Raw genomic sequence first — 21,381 nt, 5'->3', positions numbered from 1 at the left:
GCGGCCTATATGATGGGAAGATCAAGCCCTTGTTTCAATATCGCAGTCCTTGAAGCCCCATGTCCGACCAAACCGACGACCTCTCCCCTGTCGAACCGCCCCGCACCCTCACGGACGCTGCCCGCCGCGCGCTCGCCGAAGCCGAGGCCCGGCGCCAGCGATATGACGACGCAGAGGCGCACCTGCCGGTTGAAAAAGGCGGCCGCGGCGGGCGTGACCCGGCCCGCTACGGGGATTGGGAAGTGAAGGGTCGCGCAAGCGACTTCTAATGTGATCCGGCCTGCACGATTTCCCGCACGGCAAAGGGAACAGCGCTGCCCGCCCCGGCGTTTGGCACTATTACTTCTACCACGAAGGGTTGTGCCATGCTGATCCGTTTGGGTTATGAAATCGGGGTGACGTGCGCGCAGCCGACCCCCGTGATCCTCTCGCTCGACCTCCATCCGGATCGCCGGGCAGACATCCGCTGGCAAAGCGGCGTCACGTCGCACCCCATGGTGCCGATGCGCACCTATGTCGACCAGTTCGGCAATCGCTGCCGCCGCCTCGTCGCGCCTGCGGGAGACTTCACCGTGCGCTACGACGCCGTGGTCGAGGACAGCGGCCGTCCCGACGTGATCGCCGAGCATGCGGGCGAAATTCCGGTCGACCAGCTCCCTGCCGACACGCTGATCTACCTCCTCGGTAGCCGCTATTGCGAGACCGACCTGATGACGCCGATCGCCTGGCAGTTGTTCGGCAACGTCAAGCCAGGCTGGCAGCGCGTCCAGGCGATCTGCGACTTCGTCCACAATCGCATATCGTTCAGCTACGGCTACGCCCGCGCCAGCCGCACCGCCGGCCAGGCCTATGACGAGCGCGTCGGCGTCTGCCGCGACTTCGCGCATCTCGCGGTCACGCTGTGCCGCGCAATGAACATCCCCGCCCGCTACGCGACCGGCTATCTCGGCGACATCAACGTACCGGTCGATCCAGCGCCCATGGACTTCTCCGCCTGGTTCGAGGTCTACCTCGAAGGCGGCTGGTACACGTTCGACGCGCGCCACAATGTGCCTCACACCGGCCGCGTCGTGGTCGCGCGCGGTCGCATGCGACGGACGTCCCGATCGTCCACACTTTCGGCGCCCATCAACTGACCAAATTCGAGATCTGGACCTACGAGCAGAAATCGGAGCCCATGGGGACCGAGCTGCGCCGTGCCCCCCGTGCCGCCGACGCCCCCATCAGCCTTTCCGCCTGAGCCCCTTGCAAAACTGATTGAATAGGAATAAATGCCTTATGGCATTTATTCCTATTCTGCTTCTATTGCTGCTCGCCTCGCCCGCCCATGGCGCCGAAATCGGCGGCCCGGTCAGTGCGCGCCTCGTGCGGGTGATCGACGGCGACACCGTTGAGGCGGACGTCCATTTATGGCCGGGCCACACGGTGCGCGTTTCCGTCCGTCTGCGCGGCATCGACGCTCCCGAACTGCGGTCTCGCTGCGCAGCGGAAAAGACCGCCGCGCGTAACGCTCACGACGCCCTCGCCGGATTGCTCGCCTCCGGTGCATTTCACGTCCGCAACATCGATGGCGACAAGTTCTTCGGCCGCGTCGTGGCCGATATCGAAACGCCGGACGGCCAAGCGATCGTTGACCATCTGCTGGCCGCCGGTCTCGCGCGCCCCTACGACGGCAAGGCCCGCGCCCCCTGGTGCGGCTGATGTCCCGAAACGGGACGACCCCGAGCCCGGATTGAAACGCCCTCAACCTCGCCATCTGATCAGACCGAGAAAATTAACCTGACGCTAACCCTAACCGCCAGTAAACGATAGTGATTACAAATTCTTAGCCGGGGCCATCGCCAGGATGGCGCTCTTTGGCCTCGATTCTGCACCTCCTCGCACAACCGGCCGCGGCGGCCGACGAGGAGAGACGAATGGCACGGTTTTCCAACATCTTGGCGCGGTTCATGTCCGACCGGCGCGGCAATTTTGCGCTTCTGACGGGCGCGACCCTGTCCATGCTGGCGGTCGGCGCCGGCTTCGGGGTTAACGCGACGCAGCTCATGAACACGAAGTCGGCGCTGCAGAACGCCCTCGACGCCGCCGTCGCTTCCACCGCCCGCGACCTCACCACCGGGGTGATCGCGGAGAACGATGCCCGCGCCTCGGTTGAGGCGTTCCTGACCGCCAATGGCGGCGGCGCCTTTGCCCGTGAGGGCGCCATCACGCTGGAGACGTTGACCGTCAACCGCACCGCCCGCACCGTCGAGGCGACCGCCCGCACCAATATCGACCTCGCCTTCCCCCTCTTCGGCGCCGAGAAGACGCGCAACGTCGCCGCCACCACCGCCGCGCTCTATTCCGACCGCAAGATCGAAGTTGCGATGATGCTCGACGTCACCGGCTCGATGGCCGGCCAGAAGATCAGGGATTTGAAGAGTGCCGCCACCAATGCCGTCGACGCGTTGCTCGGCGGTCAGGACCCCCGCGACCCGCGCGTCCGGGTATCGATCGTGCCCTATGCGGAGGCTGTCAATGTCGGTACGCTCGCCTCCTCGTCGGTGGTCTTCCAGGAACGCAAGGGCGGGAGCGACCTGCCGCCCCATGTCGGTGCAAGCGCGCGCTACATATCCGACAACACCGGCAGCTTCACCGACAACTGCGCGACCGAGCGCAAGCTGCCCGACCTCTCCCCCGACTATTCGGACGCCAGCCCCATGACGCTGCGTGAATATCCCGGCGACCCGAGCAAGAAATTTTACGCACGCATTAACCGCGACGACCGCCTTGCCACCAAAGACTGCCCCAAGGCGACGGTCGTGCCCCTGACCGCCGACGCCAGCGCGCTCAAGCGCTCCATCAATGCTTTCAACGCGGTCGGCTACACCGCCGGCTCAATCGGCATCCAGTGGACGCAATACATGCTGTCGCCCGAATGGCGCGACACGATCCGTAACGCGCGCCTCGGTGCCGGTCCGGCAGATGCCGACCCGCGCGATGTCGGCAAGATCGCGATCCTGATGACGGACGGCCAGTTCAACACCGTCTTCGCCGGTGGCGATCCGCGCCAGGGCGTCAACGCGCAGGGCCGCGCGGCCCGCACAACTGCCGAAGCGCTGTGCGACCGGATGAAGGCCGATGGCGTCGAAATCTTCACCATCGGCTTCGATCTCGACAACCGTTCGATCCCGGCGCAGGACCGACGCGACGCGAAAGCCGTACTGAGCGCCTGCGCCAGCGACGATACGGGCGCCATCAAGCACTATTTCGAAGCCTCGACCGGCCCCGAACTCGATGCCGCCTTTCAGGAAATCATCAGCAACACCGAGCGGCTTTTCCTGACCATGTAGCGATACGGGCAACGAAAAAGGGCCGGTCTCGCCGACCGGCCCTTCCGTGTCTGATATCCGCAGCGCGGCATTCGGGTCAGACCCGGCCACGCATCAACCCCATCAGGAAGGCTGCTTCCCGAAAGGGCAATCCGCTCGGGCCACGCTACGGCTAACGATAACACTCGACATCGGATCACCTCCTTTCAGTTCGTTGAACACGAACCCAATGTGGGACCCCTCGTCCATGATGGCAAGGGGTCAGGATTTGGCTTCGCGATGCCGGCTTTTCACGAAGGGCAGCAGCACCAGCCCGATGATGAAGAGGACGATGATCGGCGTCACGCCGACACGTTGGGCGTCGACCGGCGACAGCCCGAATCCTTCCGAGGCGACGATGCCGGTCACGAGCGCGATCGAGAGCGGCCCGATGAAGGTGGTCGCCTTGCCCGACAGAGCATAGAGTCCGAACGCCTCCGTCACCCGGTCCGTGTCGACCTGATCGACGAGGAGCGTGCGCGAGGCCGCCTGGATCGAACCGCCCGCCGCCCCGATCAGGCAACCGGCGAAATAGAACACCAGCACCGGCAGTCCGCTGCCCTCGGCCACCGGCATGAACAGAACCTGTGTCTGGGTCGTCGAGATGATGAGCGCGCAGCACAGCGCGAGGATCACGGCCGACCACGCTACGACGATCTTCGGCCCGAAGCGCTGGTCCATGCGCCCGCCCGCATAGGCGCCGATCGCGCCCGTGATGTTGGAGAGGATGCCGAAAATGCCGATCTGGATGATCGTGAGGCCCAGGACGCCCGCCGCATAGATGCCGCCGAAGGCATAGAGCGCATTGAGCCCGTCGCGGTAGAACATCGACGAGATCAGGAAGGAGAAGTAGCTGCGCTCGGATGGCAGGCGTCTCAATGTCTGCTTGAGCTTGGCAAGCCCGTCGCGCACCGCGCCCTTGATCGCCGGCTTGCGCTTGACGTCAGGGGTGAAGAGGAACATCGGGATGATGAAGACCAGATACCAGAGTGCGGTCAGCGGCCCGGCCGCCCGGTCCCCCTCGCGCATCGCGGGGTCCAGCCCGAGGATCGGCTCCAGCCCGATCAGCGTGCGCCCGGTCTCCGGTGAGGCCGACATGAAGCCGAGCACCATGATCAGCGAGATTAGCCCGCCGACATAGCCGAGCCCCCAGGCCGAGCCCGAAAGCCGCCCGAGTTCGGATCGCGGGACGAGCGTTGGCATCATCGCATTGTTGAAGACGGCGGCATATTCCATCCCGAACACCGCGACCGCGATGATGACCAGTATCCACGTCAGGTCTTCCATGCCCGGTGTGGCGAACCAGAGCATCCAGCAGCCGACGATGCCGATGACGGAAAAGACAGCGATCCACGGCTTGCGCGGCCCGCTTGCATCGGCGATCGCGCCGAGGACGGGCGAGGAAAACGCGATCAGAAGCCCGCCGATCCCCGTCGCATAGCCCCACAATTCCTGTCCCCGCGCCGCGTCCGGCGCAACCGCGGCGGCGAAGTACGGCGCGAAGACGAAGGTGATGATCAGCGTGTGAAAGGGCTGCTGTGCCCAGTCGAAGAGCATCCAGCCCCAGATCGCGCGTTTCGGCGCGCGCGCCTCGACAGTCCCGTCCATTCCGCCCCCCAATTCCTGCCCCCAAGGGCGCGGCCGGTATCGTTCCCTAAGCCGCACTGACGTCTGTCAGATCCGACATCAGCCCTGCCGCGACGGTAAGCCGCGAAACGGTGATGTCGCCGCCTTCCGTCAGGCTTTGCAGCCTGTCGCGCGTGCGCGAAATCCGCATGCCGCCCGCCTCGATCCAGGTCTCCACCGGCGCCTTGTCCTTCGGGAAGGCACTGAGCGCGGCGGCGGCGATGCCGCGCCGTGCCGCGTTGATCTGGTCCGTCGCGCGCGCCAGCGCCAGCCCGTCATAATAGTCGGACGGCGCGATCGAGCGCGCGGCATCGGCGATGCGTCCGATCCGGAACGCATCGGTGACCGCGAAGAACGCGCGCGCAGCTGTCTCCAGTTCCGCCTTCGCCGTTTCCGCGACCAGCGCAATGTCGGGAATGAGTTCGGCGACGTGAAGCTGGGTGATGCGCTCGGCGAGCCTCTGCGACACCCCGCCCTTGAGCAGGACCGCGATCCGTTCTTCCTGCCGTTCCTGCGTGAAGGGCGGCAGCATCCGGGTCAGCTTCGGCTCCAGCGCCTTGCGGGCGCTCCGCAACCCCTCGATCTCGGCTCCGATCGTCGCAGTCGTCAGGTCGTTCTTCAGGAACCACGCACTTGCCGAATGCACCAGCCGGCCGACCTGCTGGTAAAGCTCGAGTTGCGTCGCCCCGTCGATCTTCGCGTCGAGCGCGTCGATTTCGGCGTAGAGCACGGGCAATTCGAACCCGTCGCGCACGATGGTGAAGGCGGCGACGATTTCCGCGGCAGAGCGGCCCGTCAGGTCCTGGAGGCGGCTGACGAAGGACGGTCCCCCGCGATTGATCGCCTCGTTGGCAAGCTGCGTCGCGATGATCTCGCGGCGCAGCCGATGCGTCTTGATCGGGCCGGGGAACTTCTTGACCATCTTTTGCGGGAAATAGTCGAAGAGGTCGGCTTCAAGGTGCGGATCGTCCGGCACGCCGCTTGCCACGATGTCGTCGAAGAGCACGATCTTGGCATAGGCGAGCAGCACGCCGATTTCGGCGCGCGTGAGCGGCACGCCGCGCGCTTCGCGCTCGGCCATCGCGGCGGTGGATGGCAGCACCTCCACTTCGCGGTCGAGGAGGCCCCGTCCTTCCAGCGCCTCCATGAACCGTTCCTGGTAGCTGAGATCGGCCACCCCGCGCAGCGCGGTCAGCGAGATCGCCAGCGACTGCCGGTAGTTGTTGGCGAGCACCAGATGCGCCACCTCGTCCGTCATGTCGGCAAGCAGCTTGTCGCGGTTCGGCCGCGTCAGGTCGCCCGCGCGCATCGCCGAAGCGAGCGCGATCTTGATGTTGACCTCGACGTCGGACGAATTGACGCCTGCCGAATTGTCGATCGCGTCCGAATTGCAGCGCCCGCCATTCATCCCGTATTCAATGCGCGCGCGCTGGGTCACGCCGAGATTGGCGCCCTCGCCGATGACCTTGGCGCCGACCTGCTTTGCCGTGATCCGCAGTGTGTCGTTCGCCTTGTCTCCGACATCCGCATTGCTCTCGGCTTCGCCCCGCACATAGGTGCCAATCCCGCCGAACCATAGGAGGTCGACCTTCGCCATCAAGATTGCGCGCATGATCTCGACCGGCGTCGCCGTGGTCGAGGACAGGCCAATCGCATCGGCGGCCTGCCTGGACAGCTCGATCGATTTCTGGCTGCGCGAGACGATTATGCCGCCCTCCGACAGCTTTTCGCGGTCATAGTCCTGCCAGCTCGACTGGCCCTTGTCGAAGAGCCGCTGCCGCTCCTCGAAGGAGGCGGCCATGTCCGGGTTGGGATCGATGAAGATGTCGCGATGGTCGAAGGCGGCGATCAGCTTCGTTGCCCGCGACAAGAGCATTCCGTTGCCGAAGACGTCGCCGGACATGTCGCCGACGCCGACGACGGTGAAAGGCGTGGTCTGGATATCGCGGTTCATCTCGCGGAAATGCCGCTTCACCGCCTCCCACGCGCCGCGCGCGGTGATGCCCATCTTCTTGTGGTCGTAGCCCGCCGAACCGCCCGAGGCGAAGGCGTCGTCCAGCCAGAAGCCATGCGCCTGGCTGATCGCGTTCGCCGTGTCGGAGAAGGTCGCGGTACCCTTGTCGGCTGCGACCACGAAATACGGGTCGTCCCTGTCATGCCGCACGACGTCCGCCGGCGGCACCACATGATCGTCCTCGATATTGTCGGTGATCGAGAGAAGCGAGGTGATGAAGTTGATGTAGGCCTTCTTGCCCGCCTCGAAGATTTCGCCCCTCGAACCGCCCACCGGCAACTGCTTCGGAAAGAACCCGCCCTTGGCGCCGACCGGCACGATCACCGCGTTCTTGACCTGCTGCGCCTTGACAAGGCCGAGCACTTCGGTGCGGTAGTCCTGTGCCCGGTCCGACCAGCGAAGCCCGCCCCGCGCCACCGCGCCGAAGCGCAGATGGACGCCTTCGACCTCGGGCCCGTAAACGAAGATCTCGCGCCAAGGCCGCGGCGCGGGCAGACCCCGCACCGCGCGCGAATCGAGCTTCAGCGCCAGCGACACGCCGGCCTTTTCGGGCCCATAGAAATTGGTGCGAAGCGTCGACTGGATGAGATTGAGATAGCGCCGGATGACGGCGTCATCATCGATCTGCGGCACCGATTCCAAAGCCGTTTCGATCGAATCGACCGCTTTTTGAGCTGAAACATCGCTGCTTTCAGCGAATTTCGGGTCGAAACGAGCTGAAAAAAGCTCAATCAGATGGTCGGCAATCGGGGGATACCGGTTCAGGACCGAGGCGATGAACTCCTGGTTCTGCGGAATCCCCGCCTGCTGAAGATAGCGGCCATAGGCCCGCAGCAGCCCGATCTTCCTCGCCGTCAGCCCTGCCGTCTGGACGAGCGCGGCATAGGAATCATTGTCGCTTTGCCCGTTCCAGACCGACATGAAGACATCGGCCAGAAGCGCGCCGCCATCGGTCAGGTCGATCTTTCCGCCCGAGGCACTTTCGAGTTCCATGTCGTGCAGGAAGACCGGCTCCGCGCCGGCTCGCGCGATTTCAAAGGTGCGCTCCGAGATCACCCGGAAGCCCATGTTTTCCAGGAGCGGCACACGCTTCGAAAGCGCGACCGGCTCTCCCTGGTGATAGATCTTCAGCCCGGCATGGGAGGCTGCCTCCGGCCGCTCGCGGTAGAAGTCGATGGCGATCGGCCGGTCGCGGCCGATGCCGGAAATGACCGCCGCGTCGCGCATCGCGACTGCGGCGGAGAAACTGTTGCGGTAGGTCTGGTCGAAACCGGCGGCGAGCGCGGCGAGCCTGGGGTCGGCCCGATTCTCGCTCACCTCCTCGCGCAGCGCGTCGTCCCAGGTCCGCACGATGTCGCGGATGTCCGCTTCCAGATCGGCCTGCTCAACCTTCGGCGTCTTGCCGCCGGACCGGCCGATAATGAAATGGACGCGAGCGAGCGAGCCTTCCGGAAAGGCGGGGTAATAGGCAGACAGCCGCCCGTCGAACGCCTTGACCAGGTACTGTCCGATCCGCTCGCGCACCTCCGAATCGTAGCGGTCGCGCGGCACGTAGACGATGGCCGAGACGAAGCGGTCGAACTGGTCGACGCGGTAGAGCGCGCGCACACGCGGCCGCTCGCCCAGCGCCAGGATGGCTTCCGCGTGCTTGCGCAGGACCGGCACGGAGATCTGGAACAGTTCGTCGCGCGGATAGGATTCAAGGACGTTGATCAGCGCCTTACCCGAATGGTCGGACGGATCGAAGCCGGACTTCTCGAGCACCGCACTCGCCTTGGAGCGCAGATAGGGGATCTTCATGACCGAGCGCGTATAGGCCGTGGAGGTGAAGAGGCCGACGATGCGCAACTCGCCGAAAAGCTTGCCCTTCTGGTCGAAGGTCTTGACGCCGATATAGTCAAGATAAATGCGCCGGTGGACAACCGACTTGGCGTTCGCCTTGGTCACGAGCAGCGCCTCGGGTCCATGCAGGAAGGCGCGAATTTCCGGCGTCGTCGTGACCGGCTCGCCGCCGCGGCGCAGCACGCGCACGTCATCGCTGGCGAGGATGCCGAGCCCGCCCTTGGGCGACCGCTCCAGCGTTCCGGTTTCCGCGCCGCCCGAATAGCGAAGCTCGCGCATGCCAAGGAAGGTGAAGTTGTCGTCACGCAGCCATTCGAGAAACGCGATCGCTTCTGCCACCTGATCCTTGTCGATCGGTACCGGCTGGTAGCGGAATTCGCTGATCGCCTGGTCGAGACGGGCGAGCATCGGCTTCCAGTTCGAGACCGAAAGCTTCACCTGGTCGAGGACGCGTTCGAGCCCGTGCTTCAGCGCTTCGCATTCCTCTGGCGTCAGCTTCGGCACATGGACGTGGATGATCGAGACGCGGTCGGTCGCCTCGTCGCCCTTGGCGCTGCCCGCCTCGCCCAGAAGTTCTGCGACGCCCTTCTTCTCGTGCCGCACGAGGACGACCGGATGAAGGACGAGCGCTGCCTCGCCCACCTGTTCGGTGATTTCAGCAAGCACCGAATCGAACAGGAAGGGCATGTTGTCGTTGATGACGGTGATGGCGGTCATGGAGCGGCCCTGCCGCTCGATCTCGCCCTCATTGTCGACGACGATGAGGCTGTCGCCGCGCTTGTGGTCCTTCAGCGCCCGGTAGGCGAGTGCGCCCGCGGTGGCGAAGGCCTGCGCCGCATATGCCTCGCGATCCTCCTCGGGCGCGCGCGCCTGGAAGAAGCTTGCGAGCTTCTCGGCCCCCGCTTCGGTCTTGACCTTCGATGCGGTTGCGGTCTTGCGCACAGCCATGGACGGCGAACTCCCGATTTCATCCTGTTTTTCTTTCGAGACTAGAACATCCGGCACGAAAGTGGCACCGGTTTCACGAGAATGAGCGACGCTGCGTCAGTTACAGACAAGTTTGAAAGGGAGATGACGGCATGAGCGAACGGGTCACGGCACTGAACATCGAACAGCCCGAATTGTCGGACGGCACAAAGGCCTATTTCGCCAAATGCGAGGAGAAGCTCGGCCTCGTGCCGAACGTGCTGCGCGCCTATGCCTTCGACGAAAAGAAGCTGCGCGCCTTCACCGACATGTACAACGATCTGATGCTCGGCGATTCAGGTCTTTCCAAGCTCGAGCGCGAGATGATCGCCGTCGCCGTCTCGTCGGTGAACCACTGCTACTACTGCCTGACCGCGCATGGCGCGGCGGTGCGTCAGCTTTCTGGCGACCCTAAGCTCGGCGAGATGATGGCAATGAACTACCGGGCGGCGGACCTCTCGCAAAAGCAGAAGGCGATGCTCGATTTTGCCGTCAAGCTCACCGAGAGCCCCGACAAGATCGAGGAAGCCGACCGGCAGGGCCTGCGCGACGCGGGCTTTTCGGATCGCGACATCTTCGACATCGCCTCGACGGTGGGCTTCTACAACATGTCGAACCGGGTAGCCGCGGCGATCGATATGCGCCCGAACGATGAGTACCACGCGATGGCGCGGTAAGAGCGCGGCCCTTCCTTCTTTCCCTGCGAGAGAAGGAAAAGCCTACTCCGTCTCGGTCTTCAGCGGCCGGGCCAACAGCCGCGTCGCGGCATCCTTCATCGTGATGTGCCCGTCGATCAGTTCGGCGGTCGCCTCGATGATCGGCGCCTCGACGCCGCGCTCGCGGGCGATCTTGAGCGCAATGCCGGCCGTCGCCGCGCCTTCGGCGAGCGCCAGCCCTTCGCGGGACTTGCCCGCGCCGAGCGCCATGCCATAGGCGAAGTTTCGCGACTGCGCCGAGCCGCAGGTGAGGAGAAGGTCGCCGAGACCCGACAGGCCCATCAGCGTTTCCGGCCGCGCACCGAAGGCCGCGCCGATGCGGCGCAGTTCCACGAAGCCGCGGGTGATGGTGGCAGCCTGCGCGCTGGCGCCGAGCCCCGCGCCCGATACGGCTCCGGCGGCGATGGCAAGGACGTTCTTCAACGCCCCGCCGATTTCGACGCCGACGAGATCGTCGGTAGAATAGCAGCGGAAGGCCGGCGCGGAGAAAAGCTCCGCGAGCGCGAAGGCGCGGTCCCCGTCCTCGCAGGCGATGGTGACCGCCGTCGGCAGCCCGCGTACGACGTCGGTGGCGAAGCTTGGGCCCGACAGCGCGCCGATGAGCGAGCCCGGCAGGATTTCGGCGGCGATCTCGGACACGAGGCGACCGGTCGCGCGCTCGATGCCCTTTGCGGCAAGCACCAGCGGCACGCCGGCGGCGATGGCAGGCGCGGCGTCGGTCAGTACCGCGCGCGTGGCCTGTGTCGGGATGACGCTCAGGATTGCAGTCACGCCTTGAAGCGTCGCGGCGAGGTCGGTCGAGGCGACGAGTCCTGCATCAAGCTCGATGCCCGGCAGGTAGCGCGGGTTTTCGCGGCGTTCGTTGATGGCGGCGACCGTCTGCGCGTCGCGCGCCCAAAGCCGCGCCGCGTGCCCGGCGCGGACCATCGTCACGGCCAGCGCCGTGCCCCAGGCCCCGCCGCCGAGGATCGCGATCGTCGCGCTCATGCCTTCGCTCCCCGCTTGCCCGAACCGATGACCGGCGCGGCGCCCTCATCGAGCGGCCATCGCGAGCGCGGGCTGAGCGCCATCGCGTTCTCGCCCTCGATGCCTGCGGCAAGACGCTCGAGGCCCGCCCAAGCGATCATCGCCGCATTGTCGGTGCACAGCGCCAGCGGCGGCGCGATCAGCCGGAAGCCGGCCTGCGCGCAGGACGCTTCGAGCGCGGCGCGGATCGCCTTGTTGGCGGCAACGCCGCCGGCGACCACCAGCACGCGATCCTCAACGGCAGGAAAGGCGGACAGCGCCTTGCCGAGCCGTTCCTGCAGCGTCTCGACGATGGCTCGCTGGAAGGAGGCGCAGATGTCCGCGACGTCCTGGTCGGAAAGCGGCGCGATGGAGTTCGCCGCCTGCCGAACCGCCGTCTTGAGGCCGGAAAAGGAAAAGTCGGGACGCGCCTCCCCGCGCAGCGGGCGCGGGAAGGCAAAACGCTTCGCATCGCCCCGCGCCCCCCATTCCTCAACGCTCGGGCCGCCCGGATAGGGCAGGCCGAGAAGCTTCGCGGTCTTGTCGAAGGCTTCGCCGAGCGCATCGTCGATGGTGGAACCGAGCCGGCGATAGTCACCGATGCCGCTCACCTCGACGATCTGCGTGTGCCCGCCGGAGACGAGCAGCAGCAGATAGGGGAAGGCCACGTCCTCGACGAGCCGCGCCGTCAGCGCATGGCCTTCGAGATGGTTGATCGCGACGAGCGGCACGCCGGATGCGGCCGAAAGCGCCTTCGCCGTCATCAGCCCGACGATGAGCCCCCCGATCAGGCCCGGCCCGGCGGTAACGGCGATGGCGTCGAGATCGCAAAGCCGCACGTCCGCCTCGGCCAGCGCCGCCTCGATGACGCCATCGACGGCCTCGACATGCGCGCGTGCGGCGATCTCCGGCACGACTCCGCCGAAGGCGGCATGATCCGCGATCTGGCTCAGCACCACGTTCGACAAGATGCGCGGCGCGCCCTCTGCCGTGCGCTCGACCACCGCCGCCGCCGTCTCGTCGCAGCTCGTCTCGATGCCAAGCACGCGCATTTCGTCGCTACACCTTTTCGGAACGGGTCGTTCGGTTGCCGTTGCCGGCCATCGCCGCTAGGTAGGGGCGACCTATCACGGACGCCACTTGATGCAAACAGACCTGTTGAGGATCGGAACGCGCGGCAGCGCCCTTGCGCTGGCGCAGGCTGAAGAGACTCGGGCGCGCCTGATGGCCGCCCACGCCCTGCCGCAAGACGCGTTTGAAATCGTCGTCATCTCCACTTCCGGCGACCGCATCCAGGACCGTCCGCTGTCCGAGGCCGGCGGCAAGGGCCTCTTCACCAAGGAGATCGAGGAATCGCTCCTGTCGGGCGCGATCGACATCGCCGTTCACTCGTCGAAGGACATGCCGACAGTGCTGCCGGACGGGCTGGAGCTCTCCTGCTTTCTGCAACGCGAGGACGTGCGCGACGCCTATATCGGCCGCGCGGCGAAGAGGCTGCTCGACCTGCCCGAAAACGCCGTCATCGGCTCCTCCTCCCTTCGCCGACAGGCGCTGATCCGTCGCCTGCGCCCAGATATCGACGTGGTGCTCTATCGCGGCAACGTGCAGACGCGGCTGCGCAAGCTGGAAGAAGGCGTGGTCGATGCGACGCTGCTCGCCAATGCCGGGCTGAAACGGCTCGGGCTCGCCCATGTCATCACCGAACTCCTGCCGGTCGAAACCTTCCCGCCCGCGCCGGGCCAGGGCGCGATCTGCATCGAAAGCCGCGTCGGTGACGCGCGCATCGGCGATCTGCTCGCCCCAATCGGGCATCGCGCAACGACCGAAGCGCTGACCTGCGAGCGCGCCTTTCTGGCAACGCTCGACGGGTCCTGCCGCACGCCGCTGGCCGGCCATGCGCGGATCGACGGCGACGCCCTCTCCTTCTTCGGCATGATCCTGTCTCCGGACGGAAGGCAGGTGCACGAAATCCGGGCCGAGGGCCGTGCCGGCGACGCCGCATCGATCGGCGCCAAAGCAGGTGCGGACATTCGCGACCGTGCCGGTCCCGCCTTCTTCGAAAGCTGGAGCTGACGATGGCGCGGCGCGTGCTGGTGACCCGGCCCGAGCCCGGCGCCTCCGCCACCGCCGCGCGGCTGATCGAGCGCGGCTTCGAGCCGGTCATCCTGCCCTTGACCGAGATCGTGCCGCTTCGGCCGGCCGAACTGCCCGACGGCATCGACGCCATCGTGGCCACGAGCGCCAATGCCTTCCGCCACGCGCCTGCAGCATTCATGGAAAAGCTGCGCGACCTGCCGCTCCATGTCGTCGGCGCGAGAACTGCAAAGGCCGCGGGGCGCGACGTGGCGCTCGTCGCGCCCGATGCGAGGGCGCTGTCTCAGGCGCTTGCCGGCCGCCTTGCTGCAAGATCGCATGTCGTGCACCTGACCGGCCGCGTGCGCCGTCCCGAACTGAAGCTTGCCCTTCAAGCGCAGGGCCATCGGGTGACCGAAATCGAGCTCTACGACGCCCGCGCCGTCGAACTTGCGCCGGACGAAACCGGAACCAAACTGGGGCCCGAACCGTTGTGGGTCGCATTGGTCTATTCGCAGCGCGGGGGCGAAATTCTGGATAGGATCGCTGCAGAGGCGCAATCCAGCTTCCAGACTACGGTCTTCGTGTGCATTTCCGCCGAGGCGGCAGCAGGGCTGAAGGATCGGCAGATCGCCGTCGCGGCAATGCCCGACGAAGCGGGCATGCTGGCAAAGCTCGCCGAACTTGATCAAAGCGCGGCCCGGCCGCATCTGGGTAATTGAAGGGGAGTGGCATGTCGAAGACGCCGAAATCACGCTATTCGCAGCCGAAGAAGGCCGGATCGACCGTCGATATCGACCCGAAGGACGTGACGCGTCTCGATGAAACCTCAAAGCCCGGCACGTCGGAGGAGAATGTCAGCGACATCACCGACCCCGCGGCGATCAGCCCCGACAAGGCGGCCGCCGCCGCCGTCGAGGCCAAGACGGAGCCGGCCAAGGACATGAAGGCCCCTGCCTCCACGGTCGAACCCGCCAAGCCCGCCGCCTCATCGACGGCGACGGCCCGTGAGACGAAGGCCAGTGACAAGCCCGGCCTCGCCGCCAAGACGGATGACAACGCCAAGTCATCTTCCAAATCCGAATCCAAGCCCGCGACGCCGTCGGCCTTCGCCGGCCCGCAGGCGACTTCACCGCGTCCCGTCACGGCTCAGGCGACGGCAAAGCGCGGTGGCAGCGCCTTGATGGGCGGCATCATCGGCGGCTTGATCGTGCTCGCGCTCGGCGCGGGCCTGCAGGCGGCCGGCATCTGGCCCGGCTCGCAGCCGGGCAATGACGAGCAGGTGGCAGCGCTTCAGGCCCAAATCGAGACGCTCCGCGGCGAAATCGCAAATGCCGGCCCGTCCGAAGACGTAGCCGCGCTGCGCTCCCAGATCGAGGAGCTGCGCGCGGCGTCGGGCGACAGCGCGGCGACCGAGCAGCGGCTCGCCGCACTTGAACAGGCGATCGCCGCCATCAATGACGCGCCCGACGCAGAAGCCGCGCTTGCCGAAGTCGAGCAGCAGCTGGCGAGCGCCGGCGAGGCATCGAGCGCCAATGCCGCGCGGCTCGACGACATCGAGGCACGCCTCGCGGAACTGGAGAACAGCGGCGCGGAACGTGTCATCGCGGCGTCTGCGCTCAAATCCGCGATCGATCGCGGCCAGCCCTTCATGACGGAACTCGAAACCTATGCCGGCCTCGACGCCGAGGCGGCGGAGGTCGGCGAATTGCGGGACTTCGCGGCCGACGGCGTTGCGACGCGGGCGGAGATCGCCGCAGAGGCGGGAGCGGCCGCGCAGGCGATGGTCGCCGCCTCCAGCGGGGTCGACGAGAATGCCGGCATCATGGACCGCCTGTCGGCCAGCGCCCGCTCGCTCGTCCAGGTCCGGCCCGTGGGCATGGCCGAAGGCGAAGATGTCGGTGCGAAGGTCGCGCGGCTCGAGGCCTCGGTGCGCGCCGACGACTACGAGCGGGCCATCGCTGAATACGACAGCCTGCCCGAGAACGTTCAGGCCGCCGGCGCGGACTTCATGGCCAAGGTGCGCGCCCGCCACGCCGCCGATCAGTTGATCGACCGCGCTCTGACCACCGCGCTCCAGGGCGCCTGAGGGAACGAAACATCATGATCCGCATCCTGTTCTTCCTCGTTCCCGTCTTCGTTCTCGGCTTTGCCTTCGCCTGGCTCGCCGACCGCCCCGGTGACCTGACGCTCACATTCGGCGGCTACCAGATGCAGGTCAGCCTGCTGGTCGCGGCCATCCTGATCACGGGTGTCGTCGCCGCCGTGATGATCCTCTGGTGGCTGGTAAAATCGATCGTCACCAGCCCGCACACGATCTCCCGCCACTTCCGCACGCGCCGTCGCGACCGCGGCTACGAGGCGCTTTCCATGGGCATGATCGCGGCCGGCGCCGGCGATCCGGCGCTCGCGCGACGCAAGAAGAAGGAGGCGCTGAAGCTTCTTTCGTCGGACCGCGAACCGCTGGTCCATCTCCTCGACGCGCAGGCATCCCTGCTGGAAGGTGACCATCCCGGCGCGCGGCAAAAATTCGAAGCCATGCTCGACAAGCCCGAGATGAAGCTTCTCGGCTTGCGCGGCCTTTATCTCGAGGCCGAGCGCGTCGGCGACCGGCAGGCCGCGCGGCACTATGCCGAGCGCGCGGTCGAAGCTGCGCCGCAGCTTGCCTGGGCATCCGGAGCCGCGCTGGAGGAAAAGTCGGAGGCCGGCGATTGGGATGCCGCCCTGCGCCTCGTCGACACGCAGAAATCGACGCAGCAAATCGACCGCGAGACGGCGGAACGCCGCAAGGCCGTGCTCCTGACCGCCAAGGCGATGGAACTGCTCGATGCCGAGCCCGTACAGGCAAAGAACGCAGCGCTCGAGGCCCACCGCCTCGCGCCCAATCTGGTCCCGGCCGCCGTCATCGCCGCCAAGGCTCTGTTCCGCCTCGACGATCTTCGCAAGGGCGCGAAAATCCTCGAGGCCGGCTGGAAGCGCAACGCGCATCCTGAAATCGCGGACGCATACGTCAATGCGCGCCTCGGCGATTCCACGCTCGACCGCCTCACGCGGGCGAAGAAGCTGCAGGCGCTGAAGCAGAACAATCCCGAATCCGCGCTCACCGTCGCCCGCGCGGCGCTCGCCGCTGGCGACTACAAGCTGGCCCGCGCGCAGGCCGAGGCCGCGATCCGGCAGGAGCCGCGCGAAGGCGCGTACCTGCTTTTGGCCGACATCGAGGAAGCCGAGACCGGCGACCAGGGCCGTGTGCGCCAGTGGCTCGGCAAGGCCGTGCGCGCGCCGCGCGATCCGGTGTGGGTCGCCGATGGCTACGTCTCGGACCGCTGGGCCCCGCTGTCGCCAGTGACCGGCCGCCTCGACGCGTTCGAATGGCGCGCTCCGGTCGAACGCCTCGGACAGGTCATCGAGGCCGGCGACGAAGCGCTGGCGATCACTCCCACCCTACCCGCACCGATCGAGCACGAGCATCAGGCGTCAAAGCCGGCCGCCGGCCCTGCACCGGAGCCGGTCGAGGACATCATTGTCGACGAGCCGATGAAGCCCGCACCCCGGCCGGAAAAGGAGCCCGAAAAGAAGCCGGCCCAGGCTGAGGCCGTTGTGGCAGCCCCCGCCGCCGAACCCGTCGCCAAAGTCGAAGCCGAGCCGATCGTCGAATCCAAGCCCTCCGAAAAGCTCTCCGAAAAACCGGCACCCAGACCGGAACCGACCCGCCCGGTCGCCGCGAACGACGCCAAGGCCCCGGCCCCCATCGCCCCCCTCGGCCCGAAGCCGGTTCCAGGCGTTGCAGAGCCGGCAGCTTCCGCTCCGCTCGACGCCGAACTGATCGAGGACGACACCGACCGGCCGGCTAGGATGCCGATCCCCGACGATCCGGGCGTCCAGGAAGGCGAGAAGCCCGTCACGGAGAGCCGGTTCAGGCTGTTTTGAGGCCTACGCCGCTCCAGCTTTCGTTCCGCGCGCCAAGGCAGATACACTGGTGATTGCCCGCATCGTGGCCTTTTCACCATCCTTGCGTTAAATAAAGGCAGTTGGCCACGATTCGCTGGTCGTGCCGCAAAGGATCCAACGCCACCTCATGCTCGACCGCCTTATTTCGCTTTTCCGTGACGTTCCCGCCGGGCGATCGGACTCGGACCGCTCCGACGATCCCCGGGTTGCGGTCGCGGCCTTGATGTACCACATAATCGACGCCGACGGCGTGCGCGGTGCGGACGAAGCCGAAGCGCTACGACGGACCATCGCGGAAGCGTACCGGCTTTCCGGTGTGGAACTCGACCGCATCCTCGTCGCCGGCGAGACTGCGGAACGCGATGCCGTCGACCTCTATGCGTTCACGAGCGTCATCAACCGCCATCTCGACCAGCCCGCGCGCCAGGAACTGATCCTGCTCTTGTGGGAAATGGTCTATGCCGATGGCGAGCGCCACGAACTGGAAGACAATCTCGTCTGGCGGGTTTCCGAGCTCGTCGGCATCGATGGGCCAGATCGCGTTGCGCTGCGCCAGCGTATCGCCGAGCGTTTGCAGGCCAGGGACGAAAAACACGGATAGACGGATGCTCCACGGACCGATCTCGAAAGCCGCTACCCATCACGGAAAGCAGATCCTGATCGTCTTGCATCAGGAGCATTCGAGCCCCGGCCGCGTCGGGCAGTTGCTCGCCGCGGACGGCTACCACCTCGACATCCGCCGCCCTCCCCTAGGCGACGCACTGCCTGCCACGCTCGCGGACCATGAAGGTGTCGTGATCTTCGGCGGGCCGATGAGCGCTAATGATCCGGACGAATTCGTCAAGCGCGAAACCGACTGGATTTCCGTGCCGCTGCGCGAGGAAAAGCCGTTTTTGGGCATCTGTCTCGGCGCGCAGATGCTGGTCAATCATCTCGGCGGAACGGTCAACGGGCGCGAGGATGGGCATGTCGAGATCGGCTGGTATCCGATCGAGGCGACAGAAGAGGCGCGCGCCCTGCCACTCGACTGGCCGTCGATGGTTTACCAGTTCCATCGCGAGGGCTTTTCGCTCCCTTCGGGCGCGAAACTTCTGGCGACCGCGGAATCCTATCCCAATCAGGCCTTCCGATACGGGCACAATGCCTGGGGCATCCAGTTCCATGCCGAGCTGACGCGTGTCATGATGCACAAATGGGTCGTCAAAGGCGCTCACCGCTTCGTGCTGCCCGGCGCGCAGCAGGGCCGGGACCATCTTCACGGCCGCCTGCTGTGGGACCAGACGCTCAAATCGTGGCTCGACGGCTTCTTGAAGCTGATCTTCGACCGCGAGGCCTTCGTGGCCTCACATGCGTCCGTCCAGACGTCGCGCCTTTCTGAGCTCGGGAAATAGCCAGGCCCAGAGCCCAGCGACGCCGATCGCACCGACGCCCCCCAGCACCACCGCCGGAACCGTGCCGATGAGCGCCGCCATTGTGCCCGCGCGGAATTCGCCAAGCTCGTTCGACGCGCCGACGAACACCATGTTTACGGCGTTGACCCGGCCGCGCACCCGGTCGGGCGTCCACAGCTGGATCAGCGTCTCGCGGATATAGACCGAGATCATGTCGGCCGCGCCAAGAAGCGCCAGCGCGAGGATCGACAACCATGGGATCGTCGACAGGCCGAAGAGCGCGGTGAAGACGCCGAAGAGCCCGACGAAAACGAACATGACGATGCCGGCATGGTCGCGGATCGGGTGACCGGCAAGCCAGATGGCGACGCCGATCGCGCCGATGCCGGGCGCCGCGCGCAGGAGGCCGAGGCCCCAGGGTCCGAGTTCGAGGATGTCGCGCGCGTAGACCGGCAGGAGAGCGACCGCGCCGCCAAGAAGCACGGCGAAGAGGTCGAGCGAGATCGCACCGAGCACAACCTTTTCCGACCGGATGTAGCGGAAGCCGGCAAAGATCGTCTCCAGCGATGGCCGTTCGGTCTCGGTATGCTGCTTCGGCTTCGGGATCGAGAAGATCAGCAGCGAAGCGATGAACATCATGGCCGCCGCCGTGCCGTAGGCGGCTTCGCTCGCGAGCCCGTAGAGGAGGCCGCCCGCGACCGGTCCGACGATCGTCGCCGTCTGCCAGGCCGACGAGTTCCACGCCACCGCATTGGCGAAATCCTTCGCCGGAACCAGATTGGCGACGAGCGAGGCGGAAGCCGGGCCGAAGAAGGCGCGCGCGACGCCGAAGACGAGCAGCACCGCGAAGATGGGAGCGGCCGAGCCAAGCCCGCGAACGGACAGATAAAGCAGCGCCGCCGCGCAGCCCATCTCCAGCAGTGATGCGAGGCCCATGACGAGGCGCCGCCCGAACCGGTCCGCCACCGCTCCCGTGACCAGCACAAGCAAGAGCGCCGGCGCGAACTGGACGAGCCCGACGAGGCCGAGATCGAACGGATCGCGCGTCAGGTCGTAGACTTGCCAGCCGACCGCGACCGACACGATCTGCGTCGCGAAGGTCATCAAGAACCGCGCAACCCAGAACCGCAGATAGGAGGAATGGCGAAACGCCGCGTAGCGGTCGTCGGGATGCGAAGTCTCTGGTTCGGTCATGGGCGGGTCCGAAGCGGCTGCATCTCCTGATAGACCCTTTCGAGCCGCAGCGCGCGTGCCGCGCGCGGCTGGACCACCGCTTACCGTCCTATTGCGCCATGCAACCTATCGGCGTCTTCAAGGTTTCGCTCATGGAACGTGAAGGGGCACATGGCATGAACGAGACGGCGAGGCTGACGGGGCGCGGGCGCAATGCGGAGTGGCCGTCGGCCATACCTGCGAAAGGCTGGAAGGACATCGCCTGGCGGGTCTGGACGAACATCAACGAGCATCGCGTGATGCTGATCGCCGCCGGCGTTACCTTCTATCTGCTGCTGGCGCTCTTTCCCGCCCTCGCCGCCTTCGTCTCGCTCTACGGATTCGTGGCCGATCCGGTGACGGTCGGCGACCACATCTCGTTCCTCGGCGGGTTCCTGCCCTCAGCCTCGCTCGACCTGATCAACGCTCAGCTCGAGGCGCTTGCCAAACAGCGGCCCGAGGCGCTCAGCTTCGGCTTCGTCCTCGGTTTCCTCATCGCGCTGTGGAGCGCGAACAACGGCATCAAGTCGATGTTCGAGGCGATGAACGTGGCCAACGAGGAAAGCGAGAAGCGTTCCTTCATCCGCCTGAACCTCGTCTCGTTCTGCTTTACGCTCGGCGCGATGTTCCTCGCCATCGCCTTCATCTTCACCGTCGGCGTGGTGCCTGCGATCCTCGCTCTGCTGCGCCTCGACGATTTCGGGCCGATGCTGATCGCGGCCCTGCGCTGGCCGGCCATGCTCCTGGTCATCGTCACCGGCATCTCGCTGCTCTACCGGTTCGGTCCGAGCCGCGAGCGGGCCAAATGGCGCTGGCTGTCCTGGGGCGCGTCCATCGCCTCGGTGGTCTGGATCGTGACCTCGCTCGGCTTTTCGTTCTACCTGCAGAATTTCGCCGACTACAACGCGACCTACGGCTCGCTCGGCGCGGTCATCGGCTTCATGATGTGGACCTGGATTTCGGCGATGATCGTCATCGTCGGCGCCGAGGTCAATGCCGAGATGGAGCACCAGACCGCCCGCGACACGACGACGGGCGCGGACCTGCCGATGGGAGGTCGCGGCGCGACGATGGCCGACACGCTCGGAAAGCCGGCCGAAACACACGCGCCGGACAAGCACCTGAATGGCGAGCCAACGCGGGGCAAGGCGCATGTCGGCATTCTCGCCGCGGCGGCTGTCGTCATGATGGCGATCCCGGTTCTGCATCGTGTGCGCTGACGGCAATTGCGGCGTCCT

The 21,381-nt window shown here is 66.2% G+C and carries 16 protein-coding genes and 1 pseudogene; 12 read left to right on the top strand and 5 right to left on the bottom strand.

Annotated features, from left to right (window positions below):
- Positions 1–59 precede the first annotated feature (59 nt).
- From GTK01_RS08255 to GTK01_RS08240, 4 genes and pseudogenes are all read left to right on the top strand, one after another.
- Positions 60–269, top strand: a complete 210-nt coding sequence (locus GTK01_RS08255; RefSeq protein WP_252925403.1) for a DUF1674 domain-containing protein — start codon at positions 60–62, stop codon at positions 267–269.
- A 96-nt stretch (positions 270–365) separates the two neighbouring features.
- Positions 366–1,240, top strand: a pseudogene (locus tag GTK01_RS08250) (transglutaminase family protein).
- Positions 1,241–1,278: 38 nt separating this feature from the next.
- Positions 1,279–1,701: a thermonuclease family protein gene (locus tag GTK01_RS08245; RefSeq protein ID WP_252925402.1), complete on the top strand. Its 423-nt coding sequence runs from the start codon at positions 1,279–1,281 to the stop codon at positions 1,699–1,701.
- Positions 1,702–1,916: 215 nt separating this feature from the next.
- Positions 1,917–3,332 (top strand): TadE/TadG family type IV pilus assembly protein, encoded by a 1,416-nt coding sequence (locus GTK01_RS08240; protein ID WP_252925401.1) that lies wholly within the window; start codon positions 1,917–1,919, stop codon positions 3,330–3,332.
- A 240-nt stretch (positions 3,333–3,572) separates the two neighbouring features.
- Here GTK01_RS08240 and GTK01_RS08235 read toward each other — a convergent pair whose 3' ends face one another.
- A complete protein-coding gene (locus GTK01_RS08235; RefSeq protein WP_252925400.1) occupies positions 3,573–4,958 on the bottom strand; it encodes an MFS transporter in 1,386 nt (461 codons plus the stop codon).
- A gap of 46 nt (positions 4,959–5,004) precedes the next feature.
- Positions 5,005–9,780, bottom strand: a complete 4,776-nt coding sequence (locus GTK01_RS08230) for an NAD-glutamate dehydrogenase (protein ID WP_252925399.1) — start codon at positions 9,778–9,780, stop codon at positions 5,005–5,007.
- A gap of 131 nt (positions 9,781–9,911) precedes the next feature.
- Here GTK01_RS08230 and GTK01_RS08225 point away from each other — a divergent pair, with 131 nt between their 5' ends.
- Positions 9,912–10,475 (top strand): peroxidase-related enzyme, encoded by a 564-nt coding sequence (locus tag GTK01_RS08225; RefSeq protein ID WP_252925398.1) that lies wholly within the window; start codon positions 9,912–9,914, stop codon positions 10,473–10,475.
- Positions 10,476–10,517: 42 nt separating this feature from the next.
- Here GTK01_RS08225 and GTK01_RS08220 read toward each other — a convergent pair whose 3' ends face one another.
- Both GTK01_RS08220 and tsaD read right to left on the bottom strand, forming a co-directional pair.
- A complete protein-coding gene (locus tag GTK01_RS08220; protein ID WP_252925397.1) occupies positions 10,518–11,501 on the bottom strand; it encodes an NAD(P)H-dependent glycerol-3-phosphate dehydrogenase in 984 nt (327 codons plus the stop codon).
- Entirely contained in the window at positions 11,498–12,571 is a 1,074-nt protein-coding gene (gene tsaD / locus GTK01_RS08215) for a tRNA (adenosine(37)-N6)-threonylcarbamoyltransferase complex transferase subunit TsaD (RefSeq protein WP_252925396.1), read from the bottom strand. The genes GTK01_RS08220 and tsaD overlap by 4 nt, the downstream gene beginning before the upstream one ends.
- Positions 12,572–12,662: 91 nt before the next feature.
- Between tsaD and hemC the strand changes: the two genes are divergently transcribed.
- The 6 genes from hemC (at position 12,663) to GTK01_RS08185 (ending at position 18,931) form a co-directional block, all read left to right on the top strand.
- The gene (hemC, locus tag GTK01_RS08210; RefSeq protein WP_252925395.1) at positions 12,663–13,592 is read left to right on the top strand and encodes a hydroxymethylbilane synthase; all 930 of its coding nucleotides are present in this window, start codon (positions 12,663–12,665) and stop codon (positions 13,590–13,592) included.
- 2 nt (positions 13,593–13,594) lie between these two features.
- On the top strand, positions 13,595–14,314 hold the full coding sequence (locus tag GTK01_RS08205; protein WP_252925394.1) for a uroporphyrinogen-III synthase: 720 nt from the start codon (positions 13,595–13,597) through the stop codon (positions 14,312–14,314).
- An 11-nt stretch (positions 14,315–14,325) separates the two neighbouring features.
- On the top strand, positions 14,326–15,681 hold the full coding sequence (locus GTK01_RS08200; RefSeq protein WP_252925393.1) for a hypothetical protein: 1,356 nt from the start codon (positions 14,326–14,328) through the stop codon (positions 15,679–15,681).
- A 14-nt stretch (positions 15,682–15,695) separates the two neighbouring features.
- The gene (locus tag GTK01_RS08195; RefSeq protein ID WP_252925392.1) at positions 15,696–17,519 is read left to right on the top strand and encodes a heme biosynthesis HemY N-terminal domain-containing protein; all 1,824 of its coding nucleotides are present in this window, start codon (positions 15,696–15,698) and stop codon (positions 17,517–17,519) included.
- A gap of 148 nt (positions 17,520–17,667) precedes the next feature.
- Positions 17,668–18,141: a TerB family tellurite resistance protein gene (locus GTK01_RS08190; protein WP_252925391.1), complete on the top strand. Its 474-nt coding sequence runs from the start codon at positions 17,668–17,670 to the stop codon at positions 18,139–18,141.
- Positions 18,142–18,145: 4 nt separating this feature from the next.
- Entirely contained in the window at positions 18,146–18,931 is a 786-nt protein-coding gene (locus tag GTK01_RS08185) for a glutamine amidotransferase (RefSeq protein ID WP_252925390.1), read from the top strand.
- Here GTK01_RS08185 and GTK01_RS08180 read toward each other — a convergent pair.
- Positions 18,884–20,125, bottom strand: a complete 1,242-nt coding sequence (locus tag GTK01_RS08180; protein ID WP_252925389.1) for an MFS transporter — start codon at positions 20,123–20,125, stop codon at positions 18,884–18,886. The two genes, GTK01_RS08185 and GTK01_RS08180, sit on opposite strands and share 48 nt — an antisense overlap.
- 155 nt (positions 20,126–20,280) lie before the next feature.
- Here GTK01_RS08180 and GTK01_RS08175 point away from each other — a divergent pair, with 155 nt between their 5' ends.
- Positions 20,281–21,363: a YihY/virulence factor BrkB family protein gene (locus GTK01_RS08175; protein WP_252925388.1), complete on the top strand. Its 1,083-nt coding sequence runs from the start codon at positions 20,281–20,283 to the stop codon at positions 21,361–21,363.
- Positions 21,364–21,381 lie beyond the last annotated feature (18 nt).

It is taken from the genome of Aliihoeflea sp. 40Bstr573 (genome assembly GCF_024105655.1).
Lineage (GTDB): Bacteria > Pseudomonadota > Alphaproteobacteria > Rhizobiales > Rhizobiaceae > Aliihoeflea.
The sequence above is the reverse complement of the archived record's forward strand: the minus strand, read 5'-3'. Positions and strand labels throughout refer to the sequence as shown.